22 protein-coding genes are annotated in these 23119 nt (G+C 68.3%); 16 read left to right on the forward strand and 6 right to left on the reverse strand.

Annotated elements, in window-relative coordinates:
- Positions 1–30: 30 nt before the first annotated feature.
- Entirely contained in the window at positions 31–1161 is a 1131-nt protein-coding gene (locus KBI44_09750) for a HAMP domain-containing histidine kinase (GenBank protein MBP9144755.1), read from the reverse strand.
- Between the two features lie 219 nt (positions 1162–1380).
- Positions 1381–1767, reverse strand: coding sequence for an RNA-binding S4 domain-containing protein (locus tag KBI44_09755; protein MBP9144756.1), 387 nt, complete (start codon positions 1765–1767; stop codon positions 1381–1383).
- A gap of 19 nt (positions 1768–1786) precedes the next feature.
- Here KBI44_09755 and KBI44_09760 point away from each other — a divergent pair, with 19 nt between their 5' ends.
- Both KBI44_09760 and KBI44_09765 read left to right on the forward strand, forming a co-directional pair.
- Positions 1787–2968, forward strand: coding sequence for a hypothetical protein (locus KBI44_09760; protein MBP9144757.1), 1182 nt, complete (start codon positions 1787–1789; stop codon positions 2966–2968).
- A complete protein-coding gene (locus KBI44_09765; protein MBP9144758.1) occupies positions 2965–3336 on the forward strand; it encodes a metallopeptidase family protein in 372 nt (123 codons plus the stop codon). The genes KBI44_09760 and KBI44_09765 overlap by 4 nt, the downstream gene beginning before the upstream one ends.
- Positions 3337–3352: 16 nt before the next feature.
- On the opposite strand, the gene KBI44_09770 is transcribed toward KBI44_09765, so the two are convergent.
- Positions 3353–3643, reverse strand: coding sequence for a hypothetical protein (locus tag KBI44_09770; GenBank protein ID MBP9144759.1), 291 nt, complete (start codon positions 3641–3643; stop codon positions 3353–3355).
- 133 nt (positions 3644–3776) lie between these two features.
- Here KBI44_09770 and KBI44_09775 point away from each other — a divergent pair, with 133 nt between their 5' ends.
- From KBI44_09775 to KBI44_09795, 5 genes are all read left to right on the forward strand, one after another.
- On the forward strand, positions 3777–4766 hold the full coding sequence (locus KBI44_09775) for an ATP-binding cassette domain-containing protein (protein MBP9144760.1): 990 nt from the start codon (positions 3777–3779) through the stop codon (positions 4764–4766).
- Positions 4763–5503 (forward strand): ABC transporter permease subunit, encoded by a 741-nt coding sequence (locus KBI44_09780; GenBank protein ID MBP9144761.1) that lies wholly within the window; start codon positions 4763–4765, stop codon positions 5501–5503. The genes KBI44_09775 and KBI44_09780 overlap by 4 nt, the downstream gene beginning before the upstream one ends.
- 4 nt (positions 5504–5507) lie before the next feature.
- Positions 5508–7031, forward strand: coding sequence for a GldG family protein (locus tag KBI44_09785; protein ID MBP9144762.1), 1524 nt, complete (start codon positions 5508–5510; stop codon positions 7029–7031).
- Positions 7032–7035: 4 nt separating this feature from the next.
- Entirely contained in the window at positions 7036–8457 is a 1422-nt protein-coding gene (locus KBI44_09790; GenBank protein MBP9144763.1) for a DUF4340 domain-containing protein, read from the forward strand.
- Positions 8458–8682: 225 nt separating this feature from the next.
- Positions 8683–10239, forward strand: coding sequence for a VCBS repeat-containing protein (locus KBI44_09795; protein ID MBP9144764.1), 1557 nt, complete (start codon positions 8683–8685; stop codon positions 10237–10239).
- Positions 10240–10252: 13 nt separating this feature from the next.
- Here the strand turns inward: KBI44_09795 and KBI44_09800 are convergent, their stop codons facing one another.
- Complete coding sequence (locus KBI44_09800; protein MBP9144765.1) at positions 10253–11764, reverse strand: methylmalonyl-CoA mutase; 1512 nt, start codon at positions 11762–11764, stop codon at positions 10253–10255.
- Positions 11765–12197: 433 nt separating this feature from the next.
- Here KBI44_09800 and KBI44_09805 point away from each other — a divergent pair, with 433 nt between their 5' ends.
- The 4 genes from KBI44_09805 to KBI44_09820 all read left to right on the forward strand — a co-directional run bounded on the left by KBI44_09805 (position 12198) and on the right by KBI44_09820 (position 16540).
- Positions 12198–15035 (forward strand): vitamin B12-dependent ribonucleotide reductase, encoded by a 2838-nt coding sequence (locus KBI44_09805; GenBank protein ID MBP9144766.1) that lies wholly within the window; start codon positions 12198–12200, stop codon positions 15033–15035.
- Between the two features lie 19 nt (positions 15036–15054).
- Positions 15055–15171, forward strand: coding sequence for a histone H1 (locus KBI44_09810; protein ID MBP9144767.1), 117 nt, complete (start codon positions 15055–15057; stop codon positions 15169–15171).
- A 217-nt stretch (positions 15172–15388) separates the two neighbouring features.
- A complete protein-coding gene (locus KBI44_09815; GenBank protein ID MBP9144768.1) occupies positions 15389–15991 on the forward strand; it encodes a TlpA family protein disulfide reductase in 603 nt (200 codons plus the stop codon).
- A gap of 6 nt (positions 15992–15997) precedes the next feature.
- The gene (locus KBI44_09820) at positions 15998–16540 is read left to right on the forward strand and encodes a SprT-like domain-containing protein (protein ID MBP9144769.1); all 543 of its coding nucleotides are present in this window, start codon (positions 15998–16000) and stop codon (positions 16538–16540) included.
- A 239-nt stretch (positions 16541–16779) separates the two neighbouring features.
- Here the strand turns inward: KBI44_09820 and KBI44_09825 are convergent, their stop codons facing one another.
- Together KBI44_09825 and KBI44_09830 are read right to left on the reverse strand one after the other, a co-directional pair.
- Positions 16780–17403, reverse strand: a complete 624-nt coding sequence (locus tag KBI44_09825; GenBank protein MBP9144770.1) for an OmpA family protein — start codon at positions 17401–17403, stop codon at positions 16780–16782.
- A 72-nt stretch (positions 17404–17475) separates the two neighbouring features.
- The gene (locus tag KBI44_09830) at positions 17476–18498 is read right to left on the reverse strand and encodes a VWA domain-containing protein (protein MBP9144771.1); all 1023 of its coding nucleotides are present in this window, start codon (positions 18496–18498) and stop codon (positions 17476–17478) included.
- On the opposite strand from KBI44_09830, the gene KBI44_09835 reads away from it, so the two are divergent.
- The 5 genes from KBI44_09835 (at position 18491) to KBI44_09855 (ending at position 23109) form a co-directional block, all read left to right on the forward strand.
- Entirely contained in the window at positions 18491–18736 is a 246-nt protein-coding gene (locus KBI44_09835) for a hypothetical protein (GenBank protein MBP9144772.1), read from the forward strand. The two genes, KBI44_09830 and KBI44_09835, sit on opposite strands and share 8 nt — an antisense overlap.
- Positions 18737–18848: 112 nt before the next feature.
- Entirely contained in the window at positions 18849–19916 is a 1068-nt protein-coding gene (locus KBI44_09840) for a hypothetical protein (protein ID MBP9144773.1), read from the forward strand.
- A gap of 92 nt (positions 19917–20008) precedes the next feature.
- Positions 20009–20815, forward strand: a complete 807-nt coding sequence (locus KBI44_09845) for a hypothetical protein (GenBank protein MBP9144774.1) — start codon at positions 20009–20011, stop codon at positions 20813–20815.
- 67 nt (positions 20816–20882) lie between these two features.
- Entirely contained in the window at positions 20883–22106 is a 1224-nt protein-coding gene (locus KBI44_09850) for a class I SAM-dependent RNA methyltransferase (protein ID MBP9144775.1), read from the forward strand.
- Between the two features lie 85 nt (positions 22107–22191).
- Positions 22192–23109 (forward strand): serine/threonine-protein phosphatase, encoded by a 918-nt coding sequence (locus KBI44_09855; GenBank protein ID MBP9144776.1) that lies wholly within the window; start codon positions 22192–22194, stop codon positions 23107–23109.
- Positions 23110–23119 lie beyond the last annotated feature (10 nt).

Consider the following 23119-nt stretch of genomic DNA (forward strand, 5'->3'; position numbering starts at 1 on the left):
CCCTAATCGCGGGCCACCGGCGGCGGGGGGCTAGCTGGGAAGCGTCGCCTGCTTGTCGAGCCGACAGGCTGGGGCTTGGCTTCCCGAGGTGGCCCGGGTCGGGATCGTGACGTGGAAGATGCTGCCGCCCGCCGTTGGACTCTCGACCCAGATGCGTCCGCCATGGGAGGAGACGATGCACTTCGCGATGTGGAGTCCCAGCCCGAGCCCTCGATTGTCGTTTTCGTCGACCTGCCAGAAGCGCTCGAAGATGAGATTCTGAATATGCACAGGGACTCCGACTCCCTCGTCGGCGACGCTGAAATGGAGCTCATCCTGTCCTCGCTCTCCGCGCACGACGATGCTCCCGCCGCGCGCGGTGAACTTGATCGCATTCGAGATGAGGTTGGCGAGCACCTGGAGCATCCGGCCGTGGTCATAGGAAGCCATCAGGGCGGACGGGTCGCCGCGAAGCTCGAGGGTCACTCCCTTGTCGGCCGCTGCCGGCGCGAACATGCCCTGAACTTCGGAGAGCAGGGTTCGGGCGTCTTCGAGCTTCGCCTGCAGTGCGAGTCTCCCGGAGTCGATGCTGACGACATCGATCAGATCTCCGACCAGGCGATTCATGCGCGCGACGTAGAGTTCCAGGCGATGGGCCGCTTCGATCGTCCTGTGGCCTTCCTCGGTATCTGTAGCTTCGTCGGCGAGAAGGTTGGACTCGAGCAGGACGCCGCAAAGCAGACCACGCAGATCGTGGCTGACCATGCTCAGGAAGTCATCGCGCTTCGCCAGCCGGGCGTCGGTGCGCGCCCTCTCCGTGAGCAGGTCGCGGTCGGTCCGCAGGCGCTCGAGCGGCATCAGGGCGGCGAGAAGTCGCTCGTGGCTGTCGCGTTCGGTGCGAATCAGCGCGTCCGCAGCCGAGCGCTCCGCATCGACGACCTGGTCGGCGACGAGTCGCTGCTCGAGGATCGCCACCGACGGCGCTTCCGGCCCGACGTCGGCCGTTTCGCGGGCAGCCTCCAGCACAGAGTCCGCCACGACCCTTGCCTCGGCGATCAACTGATCGGCGTCGGTTTCCAGGCCGAGGCGGCGCTCGGCGATCGCCTCGTCGCTGCTCGCTCGTTCGGTCTGCAGACTCTGATCCGTCGTCTCGCGGTCGAGCCCAGGTCGAACCGAATTCATCGCGTCGCCTCTCCGCTTCGAGGGCCGCTGCCGATCGGGCAGCAGAATCTCTCGGCCCGCTGAAGACGCCGACGCGCAAGGCGCGCCAGGATGTGTGCGGCGAGCCTACTCCCCGGCGCAGCCGCTCGCAACTCGGAGCGTTCTGCGGTCTTCCGCCTGGAGCGCGAGGAGAGAAATTGACCCAGGGGCATGGCCTGTGCGCCATGCACGCGTGCCGCGTCAGTCGGAGCCCGAGCTCTCCCAGTCGTCCATCGAGCGGCGCTCCTTCTTGGTCGGCCGGCCGGCGCCCTTCTCGCGCGCCACCGGCGGGCGGCGCATCAGGCGGAGGAGCGGATCGGCCGATGGGCGCGGCGGGGAGAGATCCTCGTAGAGCCTCCCGACTTCCGCCTTGGGGAGCGGCTTGTCGGCGATCTCCTGGACGATGAGGACGCGGGTCCAGTCGGAGGTGACTTCGGCCTCGATGCGGTCGCCGACGACGAGATTGCGGTGCGGCTTGACCGCGATGCCGTTGACCCGCACCCGCGAGAGGTCGCAGGCGTGGGCGGAGAGGGTGCGGGTCTTGTAGACCCGGGCGATGGTCAGCCACTTGTCGAGGCGCGTGGACATCGTCAAGATTCTAGGCCACATGCCCAAAGTCCGCCGCGCGACGCCGATCGTCCTGACACTCACCCTGGCCGCGCTCCTCGGCGGCTGCTTCGAGCCGCCGGTCGCGGAGCGGATGCTGCTCGAGTTCCTCTCCGACGGCGCGGCGCGGGCGACCCTGATGATCGACCTCGGGCGCGCCGAGGACTTCGAGTCGGCGGCCGTGCGCAAGCGGATCGCGACGGCCGAGCGTGAGTTGGTGGCGGGCACCGACCCCTGGCTGGCGCGCTTCGAAAGTCTCACCCAGGGTTCCGACGGCACCAGTTTCCGGCGCACGCGCGGCGCCCTGCGCGAGTTCCGCCGCTGGGCGGAGCTCGACGACCCGGCGGCCTTCTCCGAGCTCTTCGCCGGCGATCCGGTCGACTACCAGTACTCGCGCAACGGCGACCGGGCGACGCTCGAGATCTCTGCGAGCGGCGCCAGCCGCGGGACCCGCAAGGAGCGCGAGCGCGTGCAGCGGGAGGTCGCCGAATGGAGCCTTGCCTTCTCCCACTACGTGGAACGGGTCTTCGAGCTCGAACAACTGTTGGTGGACCAGCCTGAAAAAAGAAGAGGCTGCTGGCAAAGGGTGTTCGGCGTGAAGGGCGACGGCGGCGTCGACGGCGTCGACGGCGTCGATGGAGAGGGCCGGGACGCGGCGTCCGCAGTCGAGCTCACTCCTGCGGAAGCGGCGGTGGCGAAGGCGGTCGGCGACAGCCTCGCCGAGCTGCTCGGCGCCTTCGAAATCGACGCCCGCGAAGGCTTCTCTCTCGATGAGCGGGTGCGCAAGGTCTTTCACCCGCTCTCGGCACAGCTTTTCGTCAGCCTGCCGGCGCCGGCGAACGAGGTGGAGGGCTTCGAGGCGCCCAGCGCCGAGGAGCAGGCGGGCGAAGAGGATTTCGCCTACGCCTTCCCCGAGCGCAGCCTGATCACGGCGCTCGACGCCCTCGAGGCCCGCTGGCTGGTGGCCGGACCGGCGCGCGCCCTGTTCGACCACCTGCGCATGAACCCGGACGGCGAGATGGACATCGCCCGCTTCGTGGCCGGGCCGGTGCTCCAGGAGTCGGCGACGCCCCCCGGGCCCACTGAGGTTGCCGACCCTTTACTGGAGCTTTTGCGCCCCGAAGGGGCGTATCGTCTGGTCTGGCGTATTCCGAATCCGGAGCCAGACCCAGAACAACCATGAGAGTCCCCCCCGAAGAGTTCGAAGCGCTGGTCGAGCACGCCCTCGCCAACCTCCCTGAAGAGTTCAAGGCGGCGTTGGACAACGTCGCGGTGATGATCGCCGAAGAACCTTCGGACGAGGACCTCGAGGAGGTCGGCATCGACCCCGACGATCCCGACCGCGACGAGCTCTTCGGCCTCTACCACGGTACGCCGCTCACCGAGCGCGACAGCTTCTACTCGGCGCTCCCGGACCGCGTGATGATCTACCGCGGCCCGATCCTGCGCGAATGCACCAGTCGCCGCGAAGTCATGAAAGAGGTCCGCGAAACCGTCCAGCACGAGCTCGGCCACTACTTCGGCATGGAAGAAGACGACCTGCCGTTCTGATGACTCGCGATTCGGTTTACTTTCCTTCGGCGGCGGCCTTGATGCGGTCGACCTTGGTGTCGCCGTCGCGGGTCAGAGTTTCGCGCTCGCGCTGGTAGAACTCCTCCTGCTCCATGCGTTTGACCGGGTCGGTGAGCTTGGCCATCTGGTCGCGGTGGAGGATCTCGAGCTCGGCGATCTTCGATTGGGTGAGCGCCCGGGCGTCGGCGATCGCCTGTTTGGTCTCGTCGGAGAGGGTGGTCGCGCTGGGGCGGTCGATGCCCTGGGCGTCCATCCGTTCGAGCGCCAGTTCGTACGCCGACTTCATTCCTTTTGCCTTGTCGTGGGAGGCCATGGTCTCCCCATTGTAGTCGGAGCCTGCCCCGGGGACGGAACGAACGCGCCAAGCTGACGCCTTCGGCGGCCGTTTCGAAGGCATCGGATTTGCTAACCTGAGAGGCATGATCGAAGCGCACGACCTGACCCGCAAGTTCGGCGATTTCACGGCCGTGGCCGGCGTCTCCCTGGCTCTGCAGGAGGGGGAGATCGTCGGCATCCTGGGCCCCAACGGCGCCGGCAAGACCACCACCATCCGCATGCTCACCGGTTTCCTGCCGCCCTCCTCGGGGCGCGTCACCCTCGGCGGCCGCGACCTCTTCGGCGCAACTCCCGACTCGGTGGCCGTGCGGCGGGAGCTCGGCTACCTGCCCGAGAGCGTCGCCCTCTACCCCGAGATGCGGGTCGAGGAGTACCTTTCCTACCGCGCCCGGCTCGAGGGGATGGATCGCACCGCCACCCGCCGGCGGCTCGGCGAGGTGCTCGACCGCTGCCTGCTCACGGAGGTCCGCCGCCAGGTCATCGGCACGCTGTCGAAAGGCTACCGCCAGCGCGTCGGACTCGCCGGCGCCATCCTCCACGACCCGAAGGTTCTGGTCCTCGACGAGCCGACCGTCGGCCTCGATCCGAAACAGATCGTGGCCATCCGCGAGCTCATCCGCGAGCTCGGCCGCAAGCACACGCTGCTGCTCTCGACCCACATCCTGCCCGAGGTCGAGCTGCTCTGCGGACGCGTGCTGATCTTCGACCGCGGTCGCATCGTCGCCGAAGGCAGTCCCGACGAGCTGCGCGAGCGGCTCCACGGCCAGGTGGCGGTCACGGTCGAGTTCGAGAGTGCGGCGGAGGACATGGGGGAGGCCTTGGGGCGGGTAACAGGGGTACAGGCCGTCCGGCGCGAGGCCGAGCGCGCGGCGCGCTTCACACTCGACTGCGCCCCGGGTGCGGACCCGCGCGCTGCGCTCTTCCGTCTTGCGGTCGAGCGCTCGTGGACGCTCGTCGAGCTTGTCGCCGCGCGCGCCTCGCTCGAGGACATCTTCGTGCGGCTGGTGACCAGCGATCGCCGCGACGCCGAGCCCGCGGCAGGTGAGAGTCCGCTCGCCGGGGAGGCGGCATGAAGGGCGCGCTCGCCGTCTTCGGCCGCGAGCTCCGGGCCTACTTCTTCTCGCCGCTTGCCTACGTCATCCTGACCTTCTTCGTGCTCGTGCAGGGCTGGTATTTCGCGATGATCGTCGCCTTCCTCGCCGACCCGCGGGCGGGGGCGGGGCGGCCGCTCGAGCTCTTCTTCGGCCAGACAATCTTCACCTGGCTCGTGCTGATCTTCGCCGGCACCTTCCTCACCATGCGCCTGATCTCGGAGGAGCTGCGCAGCGGGACGATCGAGACCCTGTTGACCTCGCCGATCTCGGAGAGCCAGGTGGTCGCCGGCAAGTACCTGGCTGCCCTGACTTTCTACCTCTTCCTCTGGGCGCCGACGCTGGCCTATGTCGCCATCGTGCGCTGGTTCACGCCGGTGGACTGGGGGCCGATCGCCGCTTCGTACCTCGGAATCGCGGGCATCGGCGCGCTCTTCCTCGCGGTCGGCCTCTTCGCCTCGGCGACCTCCAAGAACCAGATGGTCGCCGCGGTCGTGACCTTCTTCTGCCTCCTGGTGCTCTTCAGTTGCGGCCTGCTCGAAAACCTCGTGAACGGCGAGACCGCCAAGAAAGTGCTCGGACAGATGAACCTCTGGCAGCACATGGACGACTTCAGCAAGGGCATCGTCGACACCCGGCGGCTGGTCTACTACGCGAGCGGCGTCGGCTTCTTTCTCTTCCTCACCAGCCGCTCCCTGGCGGCGAAGAAGTGGAGGTAGGGCGATGAGCGGAACGGGAAGAACCGGTGGCCTCGCCCAGGCGTCGCTGCTCTCGGCCGGAGTGTTGCTGGTCGCGGCGCTGGTGGGCATCGTGAACTACCTCGGGATGCGCTACTACCACCGCTTCGACTGGACCTCGTCGCAGATCTACTCGCTGTCGGAAAAGACCTTGTCGATCCTCGCCGGCCTCGACCGGGACATCGAGGTCACGCTCTTCCTGCGTGAAGATTCGCCGCTCTACGAGTCGTCGAAGGAGCTCCTCGGGCGTTACGCGGCGAAGTCGCCGCGCGTCCGTTTCCGAACCGTCTCGGTGGACAAGAATCTCATCGAGGCCCAGCGCCTGGTCGACAAGTTCCAGCTCTCCGACCCGAACGTCGTGGTCTTCGAAAGCGGGGCCGACCGCCGCGTCGTCGAAGAGAGCTCTCTCGCCGACTTCGACTACTCGGCGCTCCAGTACGGCGGCCGTCCCGAGCTCACCGGATTCAAGGGCGAGGAGGCCTTCAGCGGCGCGATCCTCGAGCTCGTCGAAAGCAGGAAGCCCCGGGTCCTCTTGACCTCCGGGCACGGTGAAGCGTCTCTCGACGAGCCTGGCGCCGGCGGCCTCTCCGGCGTCGCCGGCCTGGTCGGCAAGGAGAATCTCGAGCTCACGAGCTGGGCTTCGCTGGGGCAGCCGGACGTGCCGGCGGGCACCGACCTGCTGGTCGTCGCCGGCGCCCGGGCGCGCTTCGCCGAGCCCGAGCTTCAGGCGTTCGGCAGGTTCCTGGATCGCGGCGGGCGGATGCTCGTGCTGCTCGATCCCGAGCTCGCGCCGGGCGGCGGACTCCTCGAAACCGGTCTCGAGGGCTGGCTCGACGCCTACGGCGTGCAGGTAGGCGCCAACATCGTCGTCGATCCGGGAGCGACCGTGCCGCTGCATGGCGCCGAGACGCTCTTTGCCGGCGCCTCCGGCGGGCACCCGATCGTCCGCAGCCTCGAACAGGCCGGGGTCGGCGTGATCGTGGCGCTGGCGCGCTCGGTGGCCGCCGGCCGCGCGCCCGAGGGCGCCCAGGCGCAGGTCCTCCTCGAGACCACCGCCGAAGGCTGGGGCGAGTCCGACCTGGGCAATCTGCGCGCTGTCGCGAAGGACGTCAAGGATCTTTCCGGCCCGGTGCCGCTCGCCGTCGCTGTCAGCGCCCCGTCGCAGGAGGCGCCGTTGGCGGGCATGGAGGAGGAAGAGCTCGCGGAGGCGTCCGCTCCGAAGCCGCCGGTGGGCGAAGGACCGGCCTGGCGCCTGGTGGTCGTCGGCGACTCCGACTTCGCGACCAACAGCCTGCTCGCGCTCTCGGGCAACCCGACGCTGCTCGCCAACTCCTTCAACTGGTTGCTCGACCGCCAGAAGCTCCTCGGGATCGGCCCCAAGAAACCCGACCAGGTCCGCATGACGCTCACGCCGGGGCAGCTCTCGGGGGTGACCTGGCTGGTGCTCGCGGGGCTCCCGGCGCTGGCGATCGCCGCCGGCATCGCGGTGCACTTCCGGCGCCGGAGGTAGAGGCATGCGCCCCCGGAGCCTCCTCATTCTCGCCCTCGTCGTCGGCGTCTTGCTGGCACTCATCTACTACGCCGAAGACAGAGTGGCCGGCACCGACGAGCGCGCCGCCGCGGCCAGACGCCTCGTGGGCGCGACGCCGGAGGAGATCGTGGCGCTCGACTTCGAATGGCAGGGGAGCCGGGTGCGTCTCGAACGCGCCGCGAAGAGCCCGGAGTCGACCGGCGAGCTCCCCGGGGCGCGCCCGTGGCGAATCGTCGAGCCGTTCGTCCATCCCGCCGACGAGGCTGCCGTCGCTCGGCTACTCGCCGGACTCGCGGGGCTCGAAGCGGTGCGCGTGCTGGATGGAGTGGCCCGTCGGGATGTCGGGCTCGAACCGCCGCGCGGCTCGGTGAGCTGGACGACGGCGACCGCCGCCGGGAAGCTCGAGGTCGGGGGCAGCGTGCCGGCGACCGAGGACGTGGTTGTGGCGGCGAGCGGAAGGGTCGCGCCGGCGGTCACCTCCGGAGCTTTCGTCGACGAGATCTCCCGTCCGGCCGGCGAGTGGCGAAGCCGGATGGTCGTGGCGGCCGCGCGCGACCGGATCGAGCGCGTCGCGATCTCGCCGGTCGCCGGGGAGTCCGTCGTGCTCGCCCGCAGCGGCGAGACGCTGCGTCTCGAAAGCCCGGTTTCCGACCTGGCCGAGCGGGATCTCGCGGATCGTCTCCTTGCAGACCTCCTGGCGCTGCGGATCGAGACCTTCCTCGACCCGCCGCTCGCGGTCGAAGCCGAGGCGGCGCTCAGCGGGAGGGCCGCGGCGCAGGGAGCGTTGGGAACGATCGAGGTCACGATCCGCGGCGAGTCCGCGCCGCTGCGGATCGAGATCGGTGCCGAACGGGCACCCGGCCGGCGCGTCTGGCGCGCCGGCGGTCAGGCTTTCGAGAGCGTCTCGACGCTGGGCGACCTCCTGGCGCGCCCGGCGAGCGAATGGCGCAGCCGGAACTGGACCCGCTTCGAGAACTGGCGTATCGAGAAGGCGCGCTTCGAAGATCCGGCCGGCGCCTTCGAGCTCGCCCGCCGCGACGGCGAGTGGCTGCGCGACGGCAAGCGGATCCCGTTTACCGCCGCGAGCGATCTCCTCGCGGCGCTGACCGCAGCCCGGGCGGAGCGCCTCGCCGAGCTGCCGGCGGCAGCTGCGGGTGCGGCGCCGCCCGTCGCCCCCAGGCTCACCGTGACGATCTCCGACGCCGATGGCAACGAGGAGCTGCTGACGCTCTACGAGAGCCGCGATCCTGCTGCCGCGGTGGTTCCGGCGCGGACGCGGGGGCGCGAGGTGGAGATCCTGCTGGCGCGCGACCTCGTGACCGAACTCGAGCAGAAGGTCGCCGCTGTGCGCGCCGCCGAGCCGGTCGCCGAGGAGGCACCCGCGCCCGCGCCGCCGGCCATCTGAAGCGGAGCTCCGGCGACCACGTTGCGGCCCGACGCCTGCCCGCCGCTCCTCGCCGGCAGGCGTCGGCGGTCGTACCGCCCGGAAACAGGATGAGCCTTTTCGGCGACGGTCTGCGCGTACCCGGACATGAGATTCCCCACTGCCGCTCCAAGTCCTTCCTCCCGGCTCGTGAGGTCCGCCGCCTGCTTCGGCGCCCTGTTCGCGGTCGCCGCTGCGGTTGCGGCCATGCCCGGATATCTAGGCGTCTCGACCGTCCGCGGCCGCGCCTACGGCAACGAACCGCTGTTCTTCACGCCGCCGCAGGAGGGCGATCACTTCGCCTTCTCCCTGGCCACCGGGGATTTCAACGGCGACGGCGCCGAGGACCTGGCGAGCGGAATTCCGGACGACGACGGCGTGGCCGGCTTCGAGGTGATCAACGCCGGCGCCTTCGTCGTGCGCTATGGAGTGCCCGGCGCCGGACTCGCTTCGCAGTCGACCCTGTTCAGCCAGTTCACGTCCGGCAGCCCGGATCCGCAGCGTGAAGACGACCAGTTCGGCTACGCCCTCGCCGCAGGCGACTTCAACGGCGATCAGATCGACGACCTCGCTGTCAGCGTCCCGGGGCATCGCGAGGGCTTCTTCGACTACACCTACGGAGCGGTCGCGATCCACTACGGCACGCCTTCCGGGCTCGAGCCGGCCGCTTCCGAGTGGTTGGTACCCCACTTCACGGCCGGTATGGTGCCTGCGGCAGGCCGCGGACTCCGCATCTGCGGGCAGGACCTGGCGACCGGTGACTTCGATCACAACGGCTATGCCGACCTCGTCATCGGCTGTCCCTTCTCGTATATTTACTACCCCCCCGATTCGCTCCTCGAGGAGGCGGGCGCGGTGATCGTCCTGCTCGGCGCGCCAGGGGGGCTCTTGCCGTTCTTCGGATACATCTTCGATCAGGACTCGCCCGACATCCTCGGCGGCGCCGAGGACTATGACCATCTGGGAGCGGCTGTCGCCACCGGCGACTTCGATGGCGACAGCTTTGACGACCTCGCGATCGGCGCATCGGGAGAAGACGACAAGGGCATCGTGCAGATCGTCTTCGGTAACGCCGGCGGGCTCGACCTGCCGAACAACGCGCTCTATTTCCAGCACCACACCGGCGGGGTCGACGAAGCCGGCGACCAGTTCGGCCAGGAGCTCGCTGCGGGCGATTTCGACGGCGACGGCTTCGACGATCTGGCGGTCGCCGCGCCGTTCGAGGACGAGACTTCCGGATTTCCCGACGCGCCCGACACCGGAGCGATCTCGATGATGTTCGGGTCGGCCGCCGGCATCCACCTGGCGCGCAGCAAGTACTTCCAGCAGAGCGACATCCTGGGAGTGGGCGTCGTCGACCAGAGCGGCGACCGCTTCGGCTTCGCGCTCGCGGCAGGCGACCTCGACGGCGACGGTCGCGCGGATCTCGCGGTAGGGCATCCCGGCGAGGGCAACGGGGGTGCCGACCGCGGCGCGGTGACGCTCCTCATGGGTGGCCCCGGCGGCGTCCTCACCCGCTTCGGTAACCTCTTGGCCGGCACGGGCGGATATCCCGGCGAAGTGCAGGACAGCCAGGACTACGGCGCCTCCGCGGCGACCGGCGACTTCGACGGCGACGGTTTCGCCGACCTCGTCATCGGCGCGCCCTATTTCAACGCGTTCCCGCTCGCCAATGTCGGCGCCGAGGTCGTGCTCTACGGTTCGCTGTTCTCGGACGGCTTCGCCAGCGGCGCGATCGAAACCTGGTCGGCGTCGACGCCCTGAGAGCGCCCGGGGGTCAGCGCGCCGAGCCGCCCTCCGCGTGCTCGCCGAAGACGCCGCGCAGGGTGTCGGCGATCTCGCCCAGCGTCGTTTCGGCGCGCACGCAGTCGAGGATCGGCGGCAGGAGGTTCTCGGCGGTGGCCGCCTTGATGCGGAGCACGTCGCGGACCGCGGCCACGCGGCCGGAGTTGCGCGCCGATCGGAGCTCGCGCAGGCGCTCGACTTGGCGGGCCTCGCCAGCCGGGTCGAGCAGTAGAGGCTCGGGGGCCGCCTCGCCCTCGACCTGGTGGCAATTGACGCCGACGACCTTCGCCGTGCCCTCTTCGACGCGCCGCTGAAAAGCGTAGGCGGCGTCGGCAATCTCGTCCTGCTGGAACCCGCGCTCGAGCGCCGCGAGCGCCCCGCCCATCTCGTCGATGCGCACGATATAGGCGCGCGCCCGGCGGGCGAGGTCGTCGGTCAGGGCTTCGATCGCCCAACTGCCGCCCAGCGGGTCGGTCACATCCGCGGCGCCGCTTTCGCTGGCGATGACCTGCTGGGTGCGCAGCGCGAGCCGCACCGAGTCTTCGGTGGGGAGGCCCAGGGCCTCGTCGCGCGCGTTGGTGTGCAGCGACTGCGTGCCCCCCATCACCGCGGCCAGGGCCTGGATCGCCACGCGCACGATGTTGTTGTCCGGCTGTTGCGCGGTGAGCGTCGATCCGGCGGTCTGGGTGTGGAAGCGCAGCCAGAGCGACCGCGGGTCCTTCGGCGCGTAGCGCTCGCGCAGGAGCTCCGCCCAGAGCCTTCGGGCGGCGCGGAACTTGGCGACCTCCTCGAGAAAATGGTTGTGGGCGTTGAAAAAGAAGGAGAGCCGCGGCGCGAAGTCGTCGATCGCGAGGCCGCGCTCGAGCGCCGCATCGACGTAAGCGAGGGCGTGGGCGAGCGTGAAGGCGATCTCCTGCACGGCGGTCGACCCGGCCTCGCGCATGTGGTACCCGGAGATCGAGATCGGATTCCACTTCGGCACGTGCTCGGCGCAGAAGGCGATGACATCGGTCGCCAGGCGCAGCGACGGCTCCGGTGGGTAGATGTAGGTGCCGCGCGCTGCGTACTCCTTGAGGATGTCGTTCTGGACGGTGCCGCCGATCTGCTTCCAGGGGACATTCTGCTCCTCCGCGACCACGAGGTAGAGCGCGAGCAGAATCGGCGCCGTGGCGTTGATCGTCATCGACGTCGTGACGCGATCGAGCGGGATGCCCTCGAAAAGGCGCCGCATGTCGACGATCGAGTCGATCGGCACCCCCACCCGTCCGACCTCGCCCCTGGCCATCGCGTGATCACTGTCGTAGCCGATCTGGGTCGGCAGGTCGAAAGCCACCGAAAGTCCGCTGGTGCCCTGGGCGAGGAGGTAACGGTAGCGCTGGTTCGATTCGGCCGCGTCGGAAAACCCGGCGTACTGGCGCATCGTCCACAGGCGGCGCTGGTACATCTCGCGGTAGATGCCGCGGGTGAACGGGTAGCTTCCGGGTTCGCCGACCGCCGCCTCCATGGCGATCGACGCGACGTCGTCCGCCGAGTAGACGGTGGCGAAGACGGTTTCAGGGCGGGTCGCGGCGCTCGCCGGTGCAACTGTTCTGGGGCCCTGCTCGGAGTCGGTCACGGCCTGATTCTAGCGCCGCTGGAGGCCGGTTTTCGGGCCACCCGGTCGCTTTCCGGAGGCGAACTGGGGGACAATGGCTAGGGGCCGCCGCAGGCGGAGGCACAATATCTTGCGGAAACCCCTTGACAGAGTCGCACGCTCTGCCGCACACTCTGGACCTCGGAAATTGCACAAGCCTTTGGGCAGGTAAGACGGGGTAGCTCGCTGGGTGTTGCGCGGAAGTCGGGAGCCTCAAGGCGGGTTGGGCGGCACGGCGGGCCCGAAACTGAAGTCACCCTGGGCAACAGGCGGTAACGGAGGAAGCATGGCAACAGAATCGAAAATGAATCCCGAACTCACCCCCAACCTTTCCCGTCCGCCCGGCCTCCCGGGCGGCGTTTCCGAAGCCCGTGAAGCCGGCGCGGCATCTGCCGCCGCCGCCCCGGGCGCGACCCGCGCCGGACTCGAGTTCGAGCGCTACTTTTCGACCGCCGGAGTCGATCCGTTCGACGCCGTCGAATGGGAGACGCGGGACGCCCTGATCGGAAACGAGAAGGGCGAGAAGGTGTTCGAGCAGAAGGGCGTCGAGGTTCCCAAGTTCTGGTCGCAGACCGCCACCAACGTGGTGGTCTCGAAGTACTTCCGCGGCGAGCTCGGTACGCCGCAGCGTGAGACCTCGGTGCGTCAGTTGATCGGCCGGGTCGTGGACGCGATGACGCGATGGGGCCGGGACGGCGGCTACTTCGCCTCCGAAGCGAGCGCCGCGATCTTCCATGCCGAGCTCTCGCACATCCTGGTCAACCAGTACGCCTGCTTCAACTCGCCGGTCTGGTTCAATGTCGGAATCGAAGAGCATCCCCAGTGTTCGGCCTGCTTCATCAACTCGGTCGAGGACACGATGCAGTCGATTCTCGGCCTGGCGAAGACCGAAGGCATGCTCTTCAAGTACGGTTCGGGCACCGGTTCGAACCTGTCCTCGCTGCGTTCGTCCCGCGAGAGCCTCGCCGGCGGCGGCACGGCTTCGGGTCCGGTCTCCTTCATGAAGGGCTTCGACGCCTTCGCCGGCGTGATCAAGAGCGGCGGCAAGACGCGCCGCGCGGCGAAGATGGTGATCCTCAACGCCGAGCATCCGGACATCCTCGATTTCATCCGCTGCAAGGAGATCGAGGAGCGCAAGGCCTGGACGCTGATCGACGCCGGCTACCCGGGCGGTTTCAACGTCTCGGGCGGCGCCTACGACTCGATCGCCTACCAGAACGCCAACCATTCGGTCCGCGTCACCGACGAGTTCATGAAGGCGGTCGTCGAGAACCGCGACTGGACGACACGCGCCGTGCGCGACGGCCGGCCCATGGACAGCTACCCGGCCCGCGACCTCATGCACGCGATCGCCGAGTCGACCTGGGTGTGCGGCGATCCCGGGATGCAGTACGACAGCACGATCAACGACTGGCACACCTGCCCCAACTCGGCGCGGATCAACGCCTCGAACCCGTGCTCCGAATACATGTTCCTCGACGACACGGCGTGCAATCTGGCGTCGCTCAACCTGCTCAAGTTCCACGACGCCGATCGCGGTTTCGATGTCGAGAGCTTCCGCCACGCCTGCGAAGTGGTGATCACCGCGCAGGAGATCGTGGTCGACTACGCGAGCTACCCGACCAAGGCGATCGAGAAGAACTCGCACGACTATCGCCCGCTGGGGATCGGTTTCGCCAACCTCGGTGCGCTCCTGATGGCCCGCGGAATGGCCTACGACTCCGACAGCGGCCGCGGCTACGCGGCGGCGATCACGGCGCTGATGACCGGCGCCTCGTATGCCCAGTCGGCGCGCATCGCCGAGAAGAAGGGGCCGTTCGCGGGCTACGCCAAGAATCGCGAGCCGATGCTCCGGGTCATGCGCAAGCATCGTGACGCGGTGAAGCGGATCGACGCCGCGCACGTTCCCCTGGAGCTCCTCCAGGCCGCCAAGCAATCGTGGGACGACGTCGTCGCCCTGGGCGAGAAGCACGGCCTCAAGAACAGCCAGATTTCGGTGCTGGCGCCGACCGGAACGATCGCCTTCATGATGGACTGCGACACCACCGGCGTCGAGCCGGACATCGCGCTCGTCAAGTACAAGAAGCTGGTCGGCGGCGGGATGATCAAGATCGTCAACCAGACGGTGCCGGTCGGGTTGAAGCGCCTCGGCTACGAGAAGGACGAAATCCGCGCCATCGTCGAGTTCATCGACGAGCACGACACGATCGAGGGCGCTCCGTTCCTCAAGCCCGAGCATCTCTCGGTCTTCGACTGCGCCTTCAAGCCGGCGCAGGGCAGCCGCTCGATCCACTACGCCGGGCACCTGAAGATGCTCGCCGCGGCGCAGCCGTTCATCTCCGGCGCGATCTCGAAGACGATCAACATGCCGGAGGAGTCGACGCCGGAGGAGATCGAACAGGCCTACATCGAGGGCTGGAAGTTGGGACTCAAAGCGGTGGCGATCTACCGCGACGGGTGCAAGCGCAGCCAGCCGCTGTCGACCCGCAAGGACGACGCCTCCGCGGCCGCTTCGAACGCCGGGAGCCTGGCGCTCGCCGGCACTCTGGCCTCGACGGTTCCGATGCCCGGTCGCCGCAAGCTTCCGGACGAGCGGCGCTCGATCACCCACAAGTTCTCGATCAACGGCCACGAGGGCTACATCACGGTCGGCGTCTACGACGACGGGCAGCCAGGGGAGATCTTCCTGGTGATGGCCAAGGAGGGCTCGACCATCTCCGGGCTGATGGACGCCTTCGCCACGATGGTGTCGCTGTCGCTGCAGTACGGCGTGCCGCTCAAGGCGCTGGTGGACAAGTTCTCGCACACGCGTTTCGAGCCGTCCGGCTTCACGAAGAACCCGGAGATTCCGATCGCCAAGTCGATCACCGACTACATCTTCCGCTGGCTGGCCTCGAAGTTCCTGAGCCAGGAGGAGAAGCAGGCGGTCGGCGTCATCCTCCGCGAGCCGGCTCCGGCGGCCCAACCCGAGGCAGGCCCGGCGGCGGTGCGGCCGACGGCCCGGGAGGCCGAGGGCGGCTCGTTGCTGACCTTCGTCAACAATACCGATGCTCCGAGCTGCCATGAGTGCGGATCGATCATGGTGCGCAACGGTTCCTGCTACAAGTGCACGAATTGCGGCTCGACCAGCGGGTGCAGCTGAAGTCGGAGTCTTTCCACGCATGCAACGGGCAATTCAGCCCGATGCCATAGAGGAGGCTATCCACATGGCCACCAAGAAGGCGGCGAAGAAGCCTGCCAAGAAGACTGCGAAGAAGACCGTCAAGAAGAAGAAGTAACTTCGTCGGCGCTCCGGCGCCGGCCTTCGTTCTCCGGGCGCTTCGTCGCCTGGCAACTGTTTCTGGTATGTACCCCATGAGCCCGGCCGTGAGGCCTCGGCTCTTTTTTTTCGCCGGAGCCCCCGATGGCGAGCCAGAGAAGAATGTCCCGCCTCCGGAGCCGGGGCGCGGCCGTTGCCTATCCCGATTTGTGGCTGAACCGGTTATCGTTCGGGGTATGACGATTCTTCGTGCTTCGGGCGGCCTCGGCCGCGGAGTCCGGTCTCTGCTGGTCGGCGTCGCCGCGGCGGTTCTCCTCTTGGCGGCCGGGTGCGGTGGGGCCGGGGAACGAGCGGGTGCCGGCGGCGGGGCTGAGCTCGTGCCGATGCCGGAGTTCACTCTCGCTTCGCTCGGGGGGGAGAGTCTCGGCAAGGCGGACTTCGCGGGCAAGGTCGTGCTCTTCGACTTCTGGGCGACCTGGTGCGGGCCCTGCCATCTCCAGGCCGACATCCTCAAAGAGATCTACCCCGGCGCGGCGAAGCGCGGCGTCGAGTTCGTGGCGGTCTCGACGGGCGAGGAGGCCGAGACGGTGCGCAACTTCGTCGCGAGGCGTCCGTTCCCCTACGCGGTGCTGGTCGACCCGGAGGAGGTCCTGGGCACCGCGCTCGAGATCCTGGCCCTGCCGACCCTCGTGGTCATGGACGCCCGGGGGCAGATCGCCTATCGCCACACCGGTGTCGCCGACGCCGAGACGATCGAGGCCGCCCTGCGGGCTGCCGCCGGGGCAGCAGAGGCGACGGCGGCAGCGGTCGCGGTCGCCCCGGCGGCTTCAGGAAGCTGACCGGCCTTGGAGCAACTCTCCCTCCTCGAGCTCTTCTCTCCGCCGCGCCGCGAGCGCCGGAAGAAGGTGCCTTCCACGCGCTCGACGGCGGCGCTCGAGCGTCTCGCCGCCGCGTATCTCGCGCCCTTGCGCAAGCTCCGCTGGCTCTGTCCGCGCCGGGTGCGGGTGATCTTCAACGCGCGCTTGCGCAGCACGCTGGGAAGGGCCGATTTCACGAACGTGACTGTGGAGCTGAATCCTCACCTGCTCGACCGCAATCCGCAGGAGCTCGTGCCGACCCTCGTTCACGAGCTCTGCCACCTGGCGGCCGGTCCGCGCGCCGGCCACGGACCGAAGTGGAAGAAGATGATGCAGGCCTGCGGCGCCAAACCGACGGTGTGCCACAGCCTCGACACCTCGCACCTCCGGCGCCGGCGACGGCTCTGGATCTGGCGCTGCAAGTCGTGCGGCGAGGGCTATCCGCGGCACCATCGCGGGGCGCGGCGCTACCGCTGCGCCGACTGCGGCGGGCGGCTCCTGGTGGTAGCGGATCCGGCGGCCGGAAAGTAGAGGCCGGCCGGCGACCTCCGAAGCCGCGCAAGGAAAACGTAGGATGTGTCGAGCGGAGCGAAACGCATCGGTCGCGTTCGGAATCCACTCCTTCGTCACGCGACCGATGCGGTGCGCTTCGCTTACCGCATCCTACGGAATGAAGAGTCCACGACTCGCCCACTCGATTTCCAGATGAGCCAAGAAAAAGGGCGGCTCCGCGGAGCCGCCCTTTTCTATTCTCCGATGTCGGGAGGCGACTACTGCAGGACGACCAGGACCACGCGGCGGTTCTGGGCGCGGCCCTCGCGCGTCTTGTTGTCGGCCACCGGCTCCGACTCGCCGTACGAGATCGACTCGATACGGAAGAGCGGGATGCCCTGCTTGGCGAGGTACTCCTCGACGGACTCGGCGCGCTGCTTGCCGAGCTTCTCGTTGTAGAGCTCGCCGCCGACGTTGTCGGTATGGCCCTGGACTTCGACGTAGACGTTGCGATTCTCGGTCTTCAGCTGCGCCGCGAAAGCGTCGAGTGCCGCCTTGGCCTCGGCCGAGAGCTCCGCCTTGTCGAAGCCGAACTTCACCTTGTCGTCGGAGAGCACGGTCTCGTAGAGGAGCTTGCCCTCGGCGAGGCGGCCGGCGGCGACGGCGCGGTCGAGCGCCTCCTTGGCGGTCTTGGACGCCGCGGCGGTGTCCTGCTCGTTCTTGCTGATACGGCCCTCGTGCACCTTGATCTTGGTCTGCGCATCCTCGACCTGGGTCTGCACACCGTCGACGCGCGTGCTGACCTGGCCCACTTCGCCCGCCACGTACTTCTTGGTGGCGCATCCCCAGCCCGCCAACGCCGTGATCATCACTGCCGTCACCGCCAGATTCACTCTTTTCATCTCATGTCCTCCATCCTGGGTTGATAAAGCCACTGCGGTCATGGGAATCGTCTCCACTCCCGTGGGCCGGTCTCACTTCGAGCCCGACGCGGGGGGGAGCCCCTGATAGCCTTTCCTCGAAAGAACCTGCCTTGCCTTCTTGGCGCGAACCTGAACCTGGATCGTCCGAAAAGCGTTCTTGCCCGTGCCCTGGGTCTCGAAGCCGAGAACGTACTGGTAGCGCAGGTCCTCCGCCACCGACGCGCAGGCCTCCTTCATGTCGTCGGGACTGGCGATCGCGAAGTACCGTCCGCCGGTCATGTGGGCGAGCAGATTCAGCATGTCGGCATAACTGTAGACCCCGTCGGCGGAGGTCGGTGCGGCAAAGGGGTCGCCGGATTCGAGTCCGAACACGTAGACCGGGAGCTGCGCCTGGCGCACGATCTCCCGCGCCGCCGCCGCGGTCACCGTGCTGGCGTTGTCGACCCCATCGGTGATCAGGACGACGGCCCGCTTGACGTTCCGGCTGTCGCCCGAGATGCGCGGCAGGAGGGCCACCGCGTCGTGCAGCGCGGTCTTGCCGTAGCCCTCCCAGGAGGCGACCGATTCCCGCAGGGCTTCGAGATCCTCGGTGAACGGGACATCGATGTTGGTGTCCTCGCCCGCGAAGGTCGCCAGCGAGAACTCGTCTCCCGGCCGCGCTGCGTCGAGAAAATAGTCGATCGCTTCATGACTCGCTTCGAGCCGTCCGCCGACCCCCATGCTCCCGGACAGATCCTGGAGGAAGACCAGGCTCCAGGGCGCCTCGCCGCGGGGCTCGAAGTCGGGGAAGCGGATCGAGCGACCGTCGACCTTGAGGTCGAAATCCTCCCTCTCCAGGCCGTTCAGGTAGCCACTCGGGCCCTTGACGATGACCGGCACGAGAATCCAGGCGACCTGGACCTCGTCGGAGAAGGTCGGTGTGGACTGTTCCGCAGGGACTTCGCCAGCGAGGCGCGCCGGAACGCCGAGCGCCAACTGCACCAGCGCCAAAACGGCGAGGGCGGCCAGGCGCCGGGCGGATCGCCGCCGCCGGGCTCTGGTAGCCTCGGCCGGGGGAGACCCGACGATGAACATCCGCGACATCTCCATCAAATGCGGCAATTGCGACTCCTATCAGACGCTCACCGGCTTCGCCCGCCGGGAGGAGTGGAACGTCTATACCTTCGAATGCGACCACGGCCGCTGCGATCCGGCGGTGACCCGCACCCTGGTCGAGGTCCCGCGCCAGATCGACGACTTCGCCCGCCGCGACCCGGACTGGCGTGGAGGCGGAAAGCACGGCGAGTTCGGCGGCGGCTCCCAAGAAGAGTGAGCAAGCTCCGTGCCGATTCCTGACGTCGAGCGGGTTCTTGGCCTTATGTTACGCTTTCGGGCACAGTCTTGAGAAGGTACTCCAACCCATCCTGAGGCAGGCGGAGGCAGTCATGAAGAAGACGGTCGTCCACGTCGTCGGAACGGGCACCATCGGTGAGCCCCTGATTGGCCTTTTCACCGATTTCCGAGAAAAAATGGGAATCGACGAGGTCACCTTCCACAAACGCTCGCCGCTGGCCGGCGACCGCTCCAAGATCAACCACCTCATGGCGCGGGGTGCCAGACTCGCAGCCGATTCCGACCAGAAGGACGCCTTCGAAAAGATCGGGCACACGGTCTCCTACGAGACCGAAGAGGCGCTGGCGCGCGCCACCGTGGTCGTCGACTGCACCCCCGCCGGCAACGAGATGAAGGAGAAGTACTACAACCAGCTTTCCGGACCCAAGGGGTTTCTCGCCCAGGGCAGCGAGTTCGGTTTCGGCGTACCTTATGCGCGCGGCATCAACGACGAGGTTCTCGTGCCCGGGCGCGATCGTTTCATTCAGATCGTCTCCTGCAATACCCACAACATCACGACCCTGATCAAGACGCTGTGCGACGATGGCGAAGGGCGCTACTCGCTCGAGCGCGGCACGTTCGTCTGCATGCGGCGGGCGAACGACATCTCGCAGACCAAGGACTTCGCGCCGGCGCCCCAGGTGGGCAAGCACGACGACGCCGAGTTCGGCACCCATCATGCCCACGACGCTTTCCACGTCTTCGAGACCCTGAATCAGAAGTTCGACCTGTTCTCGAGCGCGGTCAAGCTCAACACCCAGTACATGCACTCGATCTGGTTCAATCTCGCTTTCAAGCGCGACATCACCAAGGACGAGATGATCGAGCGCCTGAAAGGGAACCTCCGGGTGGCGGTCACCGACAAGCGCAACTGCAACGAGATCTTCAGCTTCGGTCGCGATCACGGCTATTACGGGCGCATCCTCTCGCAGACCGTGGTCGTGCTGCCGACGCTCGCGGTGCGCAGGAAGCGCGAGCTCTACGGCTTCTGCTTCACGCCCCAGGACGGCAACTCCCTGCTGTCCTCGGTCGCGGCCGCGCTCTGGCTGATCGAACCGGACCAGGAGAGTCTCTCCCGCCGGCTCGATCCGCTGCGGCGCTTCATGTATCAGGAGATCTGACGACGGGCCGCTCCGCCACCGGCCCTGCCGTGCCTCTCGCTCCCGTCGCTGCCGCGATTCCTTCCGGCAGCTCCCGGCTTCAGTTGGGAGAGATGTCGATCGAGGGCTACTCGATAGCGGGAGAGGAGACCTGGTTCCGCATTCACCCGCCCGGCCTCGCGCTCGACGTCGGGCGGGGAGTCGCTACCCAGGCCGGCTCCCGGGACCTCTTCGTCAGCCACGGGCACCTCGACCATGCGCTCGGCGTTCCGTACGTGCTTTCGCAGCGCACGCTCCATCATCAGTCTCCCACCCGCGTCTTCTGTCCGCGTCCGGTGGCGGGTCTGTTGGGGGAGTTCATCGCCGCGGGGGAACGGCTCGAAGGCGTCGAGTACCACTACCAGGTCGTCGGGCTGGCGCCAGGCGACCGGGTCGAGGTCGGGCGCGACCTCGCGATGGAGGCCTTCGCGACCGATCACGTCGTGCCCAGCCTCGGGTTCCACCTGTGGCGCCGGCGCCGCAAGCTGCGCGAAGAGTTCCGGGAGCTCGCCGGCGCCGAGCTCGCCAGATTGCGCGCCGAAGGCGTCGCGATCGACCGTGAGAGCGAGGAGGTCTGGCTCTCGTACTGCGGCGACACCGGACCCGGGGTGTGGCAGCTCGCGCCCCGCCTTGCAGAAAGCCGGCTGCTGATGATCGAGTGCACGTTCCTGGGCGAGGCGGTGCGGCAGCACGGCAGTGCCTACAAGCACCTCCATTTCGACGATCTGGTGGAGCACGAGGCGGAGCTCGCCGCCCACGAAGCCATCGTGCTGCATCACTTGAGCCGCAGGCACTCGCCGGCCGAGCTGCGACGCGAAGTCGAGACGAGACTGCCGCGACTCGCCCCGCTGATCCATCTCCTCGGCGAGCGGGCGACGTGACGGCTATGCACTGCTTTCGGGATTTGCGCAGCGGCTGGAGACCGATGACCTCGGTCAGAGGAGTTTCATGACCTACGAACGCCCGACCGCCGGCCTGCGACTCTCCGAGCTCGAGGAGCTCGAGCTCTCCATCGAAAAGCTCGTCGCGGGCGGCGACGGCCTCGGCCGTTTCGAGGGCATTCCGATCTTCGTGCCGCGTTCGGCGCCGGGCGACCGGGTGCGGGTGCGTCTCTTCGAGCGCAAACCGGACTACGGTCGCGCCGAGATCCTGGAGCTGCTCACCCCCGGGCCGGGGCGACGCCAGGCTCCCTGTCCCTACTTCGACCGCTGCGGCGGCTGCGACCTGCAGCACCTGGAAGAGGCGGTGCAACTCCGGCACAAGAGCGCGGCGCTGCTCGAGACGGTGCGGCGCATCTCCGGGGTCGCGGTGCCCGAACCGAGCGCCGTCGTTGCCGGCCAGGCCTGGGGCTATCGGTTGCGCACGCAGCTCCACACCCGGGCCGTCCATGGTGGCTACGAGGTGGGCTACTTTGCGCGCCGCAGCCGTGATCTCGTCGGCGTCGCCACCTGCGCGGTCCTGGTGCCGCAGCTCGAGGGTGAGCTCGCGACGCTCGCGCGGCGGCTGCCGGAACGGGCGCCGTCGCGGATCGATCTCGCGAGCGGGGATGGCGCCCTGGTCTCCTACTCGCCGCTCGTCGAAGGGCTGCCCCACGGCGAGCTGCGCCGCAGGATCGGCTCGTTCGAGTACCGGTTCGACGCCCGGTGCTTCTTCCAGGGCCATGCGGGACTGCTCGAGCAGCTGGTCGAGGTCGTCGTCGGGTCCGCGACCGGCGAGACCGCCGCGGACCTCTACGGCGGGGTCGGGCTCTTCGCGCTGCCGCTCGCGCGCCGCTATTCGCGGGTCCTGATGGTCGAGGGAGACCGGATCGCGACGCGTTTCGCGCGCAAGAACGCGCGGGCGAACTTTCCCGATCTCCCGGAAGACCTCTCCGGGGAACGGGGCCTCGAGATCGTCGGCCAGGCGGTCGAAACCTGGGTCGGCGGCGGCCTCGCCGAGAACCTCGACCGGATCGTCGTCGACCCGCCGCGCGACGGGCTCTCGGCCGCTGTCCGGCGGCTGCTGGTGAGCCGGCCCCCCCGGCGGCTGACCTATGTCTCCTGTCATCCCGCGGCGCTGGGCAGGGACCTGCGCGAGCTCTCCGAAGTGATGGCGATCGAATCCCTGGTGCTGCTTGACCTCTTCCCGCAGACCGGGCACATGGAGGCCGTGTTGCAGCTCACCCGGCGCTGAGACCCGCCGGATCCGGCGTGGATGCCCGGTTCCGCCCCCGCGGCTGCGCCGGCCGTCGATTGGAGTAGGATCCGCGCCAGCTCCGATGTCCGACTCCGATCTCGACAAGACTCCGCGCCTGCCTGTATCGGAGCTCCTCCGCCGCGAGGCAGAGGCGCTCCGCGCGCCGCTGCGCGTCGAGCTCGGCGCGCTCTCGCATCCCGGGAAGGTGCGCGCGCGCAACGAGGATCATCACCTCGCCCTTCGCCTGCACCGGTCGCTCGAGACCGTCGCCACCAACCTCCCGGAGGGGGACCTGCCCTTCCGCAGCGAGCAGCAGGGCTACGTGCTCGTGGTCGCGGACGGCATCGGGGGGCGGTCGGGCGGCCAACATGCGAGCCGGCGCGCGATCAGCGCGCTGGTCGAGATCGCGACCCGCATTCCGGACTGGATCCTGCGCCTCGACGACGCCCTGGCCGGAGAGCTCATGCAGCGCGCCGAGGCCTACTTCGGGAAGATCGACACCATTCTCGAAGCCGAGGCCGCCGCGGATCCGGCGCTCACCGGCATGGGAACGACCATGACGATGGTCTATCTCCTCGATCATGATCTTCTCCTCGCGCATGTCGGTGACTCGCGGGCGTACCGGTTTCGCGACGACGCCCTCGTACGGCTGACCCAGGACCAGACGATGGCCCAGGCGCTCGCCGACGCCGGCGTGATCGCGGCCGAGGAAGTGAAATCGCATCGCCAGCGCCACATACTCACCGGCGCGCTGGGTGCCAAGTCGGGCGCGCCGCGGGTCGAGCTCGGGCGGCACGATCTGCGCGACGGCGACCGGATCCTCGTGGCGAGCGACGGGCTGACCGAGATGGTCTCCGATGAGGCGATCGCGCAGATTCTCCGCCGGGAGTCCGACCCCGCCGCGGCCGTCGCGGCCCTGGTCGCCGCGGCGCTCGACGCCGGCGGCGTCGACAACGTCACCGTGCTGGTCGCCGATTGCCGGATTCGCGCCGAAACCTGAACCCTTCTGC

Source organism: Thermoanaerobaculia bacterium, from assembly GCA_018057705.1.
Lineage (GTDB): Bacteria > Acidobacteriota > Thermoanaerobaculia > Multivoradales > JAGPDF01 > JAGPDF01.

What these genes read in the sequence shown, in the direction of transcription:
- KBI44_09770 (MBP9144759.1), bottom strand. Translation starts at nt 3,643, where the DNA reads ATGAAGTCGGCGTACGAACTGGCGCTCGAACGGATGGACGCCCAGGGC.
- KBI44_09830 (MBP9144771.1), bottom strand. Translation starts at nt 18,498, where the DNA reads ATGTTCATCGTCGGGTCTCCCCCGGCCGAGGCTACCAGAGCCCGGCGG.
- KBI44_09755 (MBP9144756.1), bottom strand. Translation starts at nt 1,767, where the DNA reads ATGTCCACGCGCCTCGACAAGTGGCTGACCATCGCCCGGGTCTACAAG.
- KBI44_09815 (MBP9144768.1), top strand. Translation starts at nt 15,389, where the DNA reads ATGACGATTCTTCGTGCTTCGGGCGGCCTCGGCCGCGGAGTCCGGTCT.
- KBI44_09795 (MBP9144764.1), top strand. Translation starts at nt 8,683, where the DNA reads ATGCCCGGATATCTAGGCGTCTCGACCGTCCGCGGCCGCGCCTACGGC.
- KBI44_09780 (MBP9144761.1), top strand. Translation starts at nt 4,763, where the DNA reads ATGAAGGGCGCGCTCGCCGTCTTCGGCCGCGAGCTCCGGGCCTACTTC.
- KBI44_09840 (MBP9144773.1), top strand. Translation starts at nt 18,849, where the DNA reads ATGAAGAAGACGGTCGTCCACGTCGTCGGAACGGGCACCATCGGTGAG.
- KBI44_09805 (MBP9144766.1), top strand. Translation starts at nt 12,198, where the DNA reads ATGAATCCCGAACTCACCCCCAACCTTTCCCGTCCGCCCGGCCTCCCG.
- KBI44_09785 (MBP9144762.1), top strand. Translation starts at nt 5,508, where the DNA reads ATGAGCGGAACGGGAAGAACCGGTGGCCTCGCCCAGGCGTCGCTGCTC.
- KBI44_09775 (MBP9144760.1), top strand. Translation starts at nt 3,777, where the DNA reads ATGATCGAAGCGCACGACCTGACCCGCAAGTTCGGCGATTTCACGGCC.
- KBI44_09845 (MBP9144774.1), top strand. Translation starts at nt 20,009, where the DNA reads ATGTCGATCGAGGGCTACTCGATAGCGGGAGAGGAGACCTGGTTCCGC.
- KBI44_09765 (MBP9144758.1), top strand. Translation starts at nt 2,965, where the DNA reads ATGAGAGTCCCCCCCGAAGAGTTCGAAGCGCTGGTCGAGCACGCCCTC.
- KBI44_09850 (MBP9144775.1), top strand. Translation starts at nt 20,883, where the DNA reads ATGACCTACGAACGCCCGACCGCCGGCCTGCGACTCTCCGAGCTCGAG.
- KBI44_09750 (MBP9144755.1), bottom strand. Translation starts at nt 1,161, where the DNA reads ATGAATTCGGTTCGACCTGGGCTCGACCGCGAGACGACGGATCAGAGT.
- KBI44_09760 (MBP9144757.1), top strand. Translation starts at nt 1,787, where the DNA reads ATGCCCAAAGTCCGCCGCGCGACGCCGATCGTCCTGACACTCACCCTG.
- KBI44_09790 (MBP9144763.1), top strand. Translation starts at nt 7,036, where the DNA reads ATGCGCCCCCGGAGCCTCCTCATTCTCGCCCTCGTCGTCGGCGTCTTG.
- KBI44_09835 (MBP9144772.1), top strand. Translation starts at nt 18,491, where the DNA reads ATGAACATCCGCGACATCTCCATCAAATGCGGCAATTGCGACTCCTAT.
- KBI44_09855 (MBP9144776.1), top strand. Translation starts at nt 22,192, where the DNA reads ATGTCCGACTCCGATCTCGACAAGACTCCGCGCCTGCCTGTATCGGAG.
- KBI44_09825 (MBP9144770.1), bottom strand. Translation starts at nt 17,403, where the DNA reads ATGAAAAGAGTGAATCTGGCGGTGACGGCAGTGATGATCACGGCGTTG.
- KBI44_09800 (MBP9144765.1), bottom strand. Translation starts at nt 11,764, where the DNA reads ATGGAGGCGGCGGTCGGCGAACCCGGAAGCTACCCGTTCACCCGCGGC.
- KBI44_09810 (MBP9144767.1), top strand. Translation starts at nt 15,055, where the DNA reads ATGCAACGGGCAATTCAGCCCGATGCCATAGAGGAGGCTATCCACATG.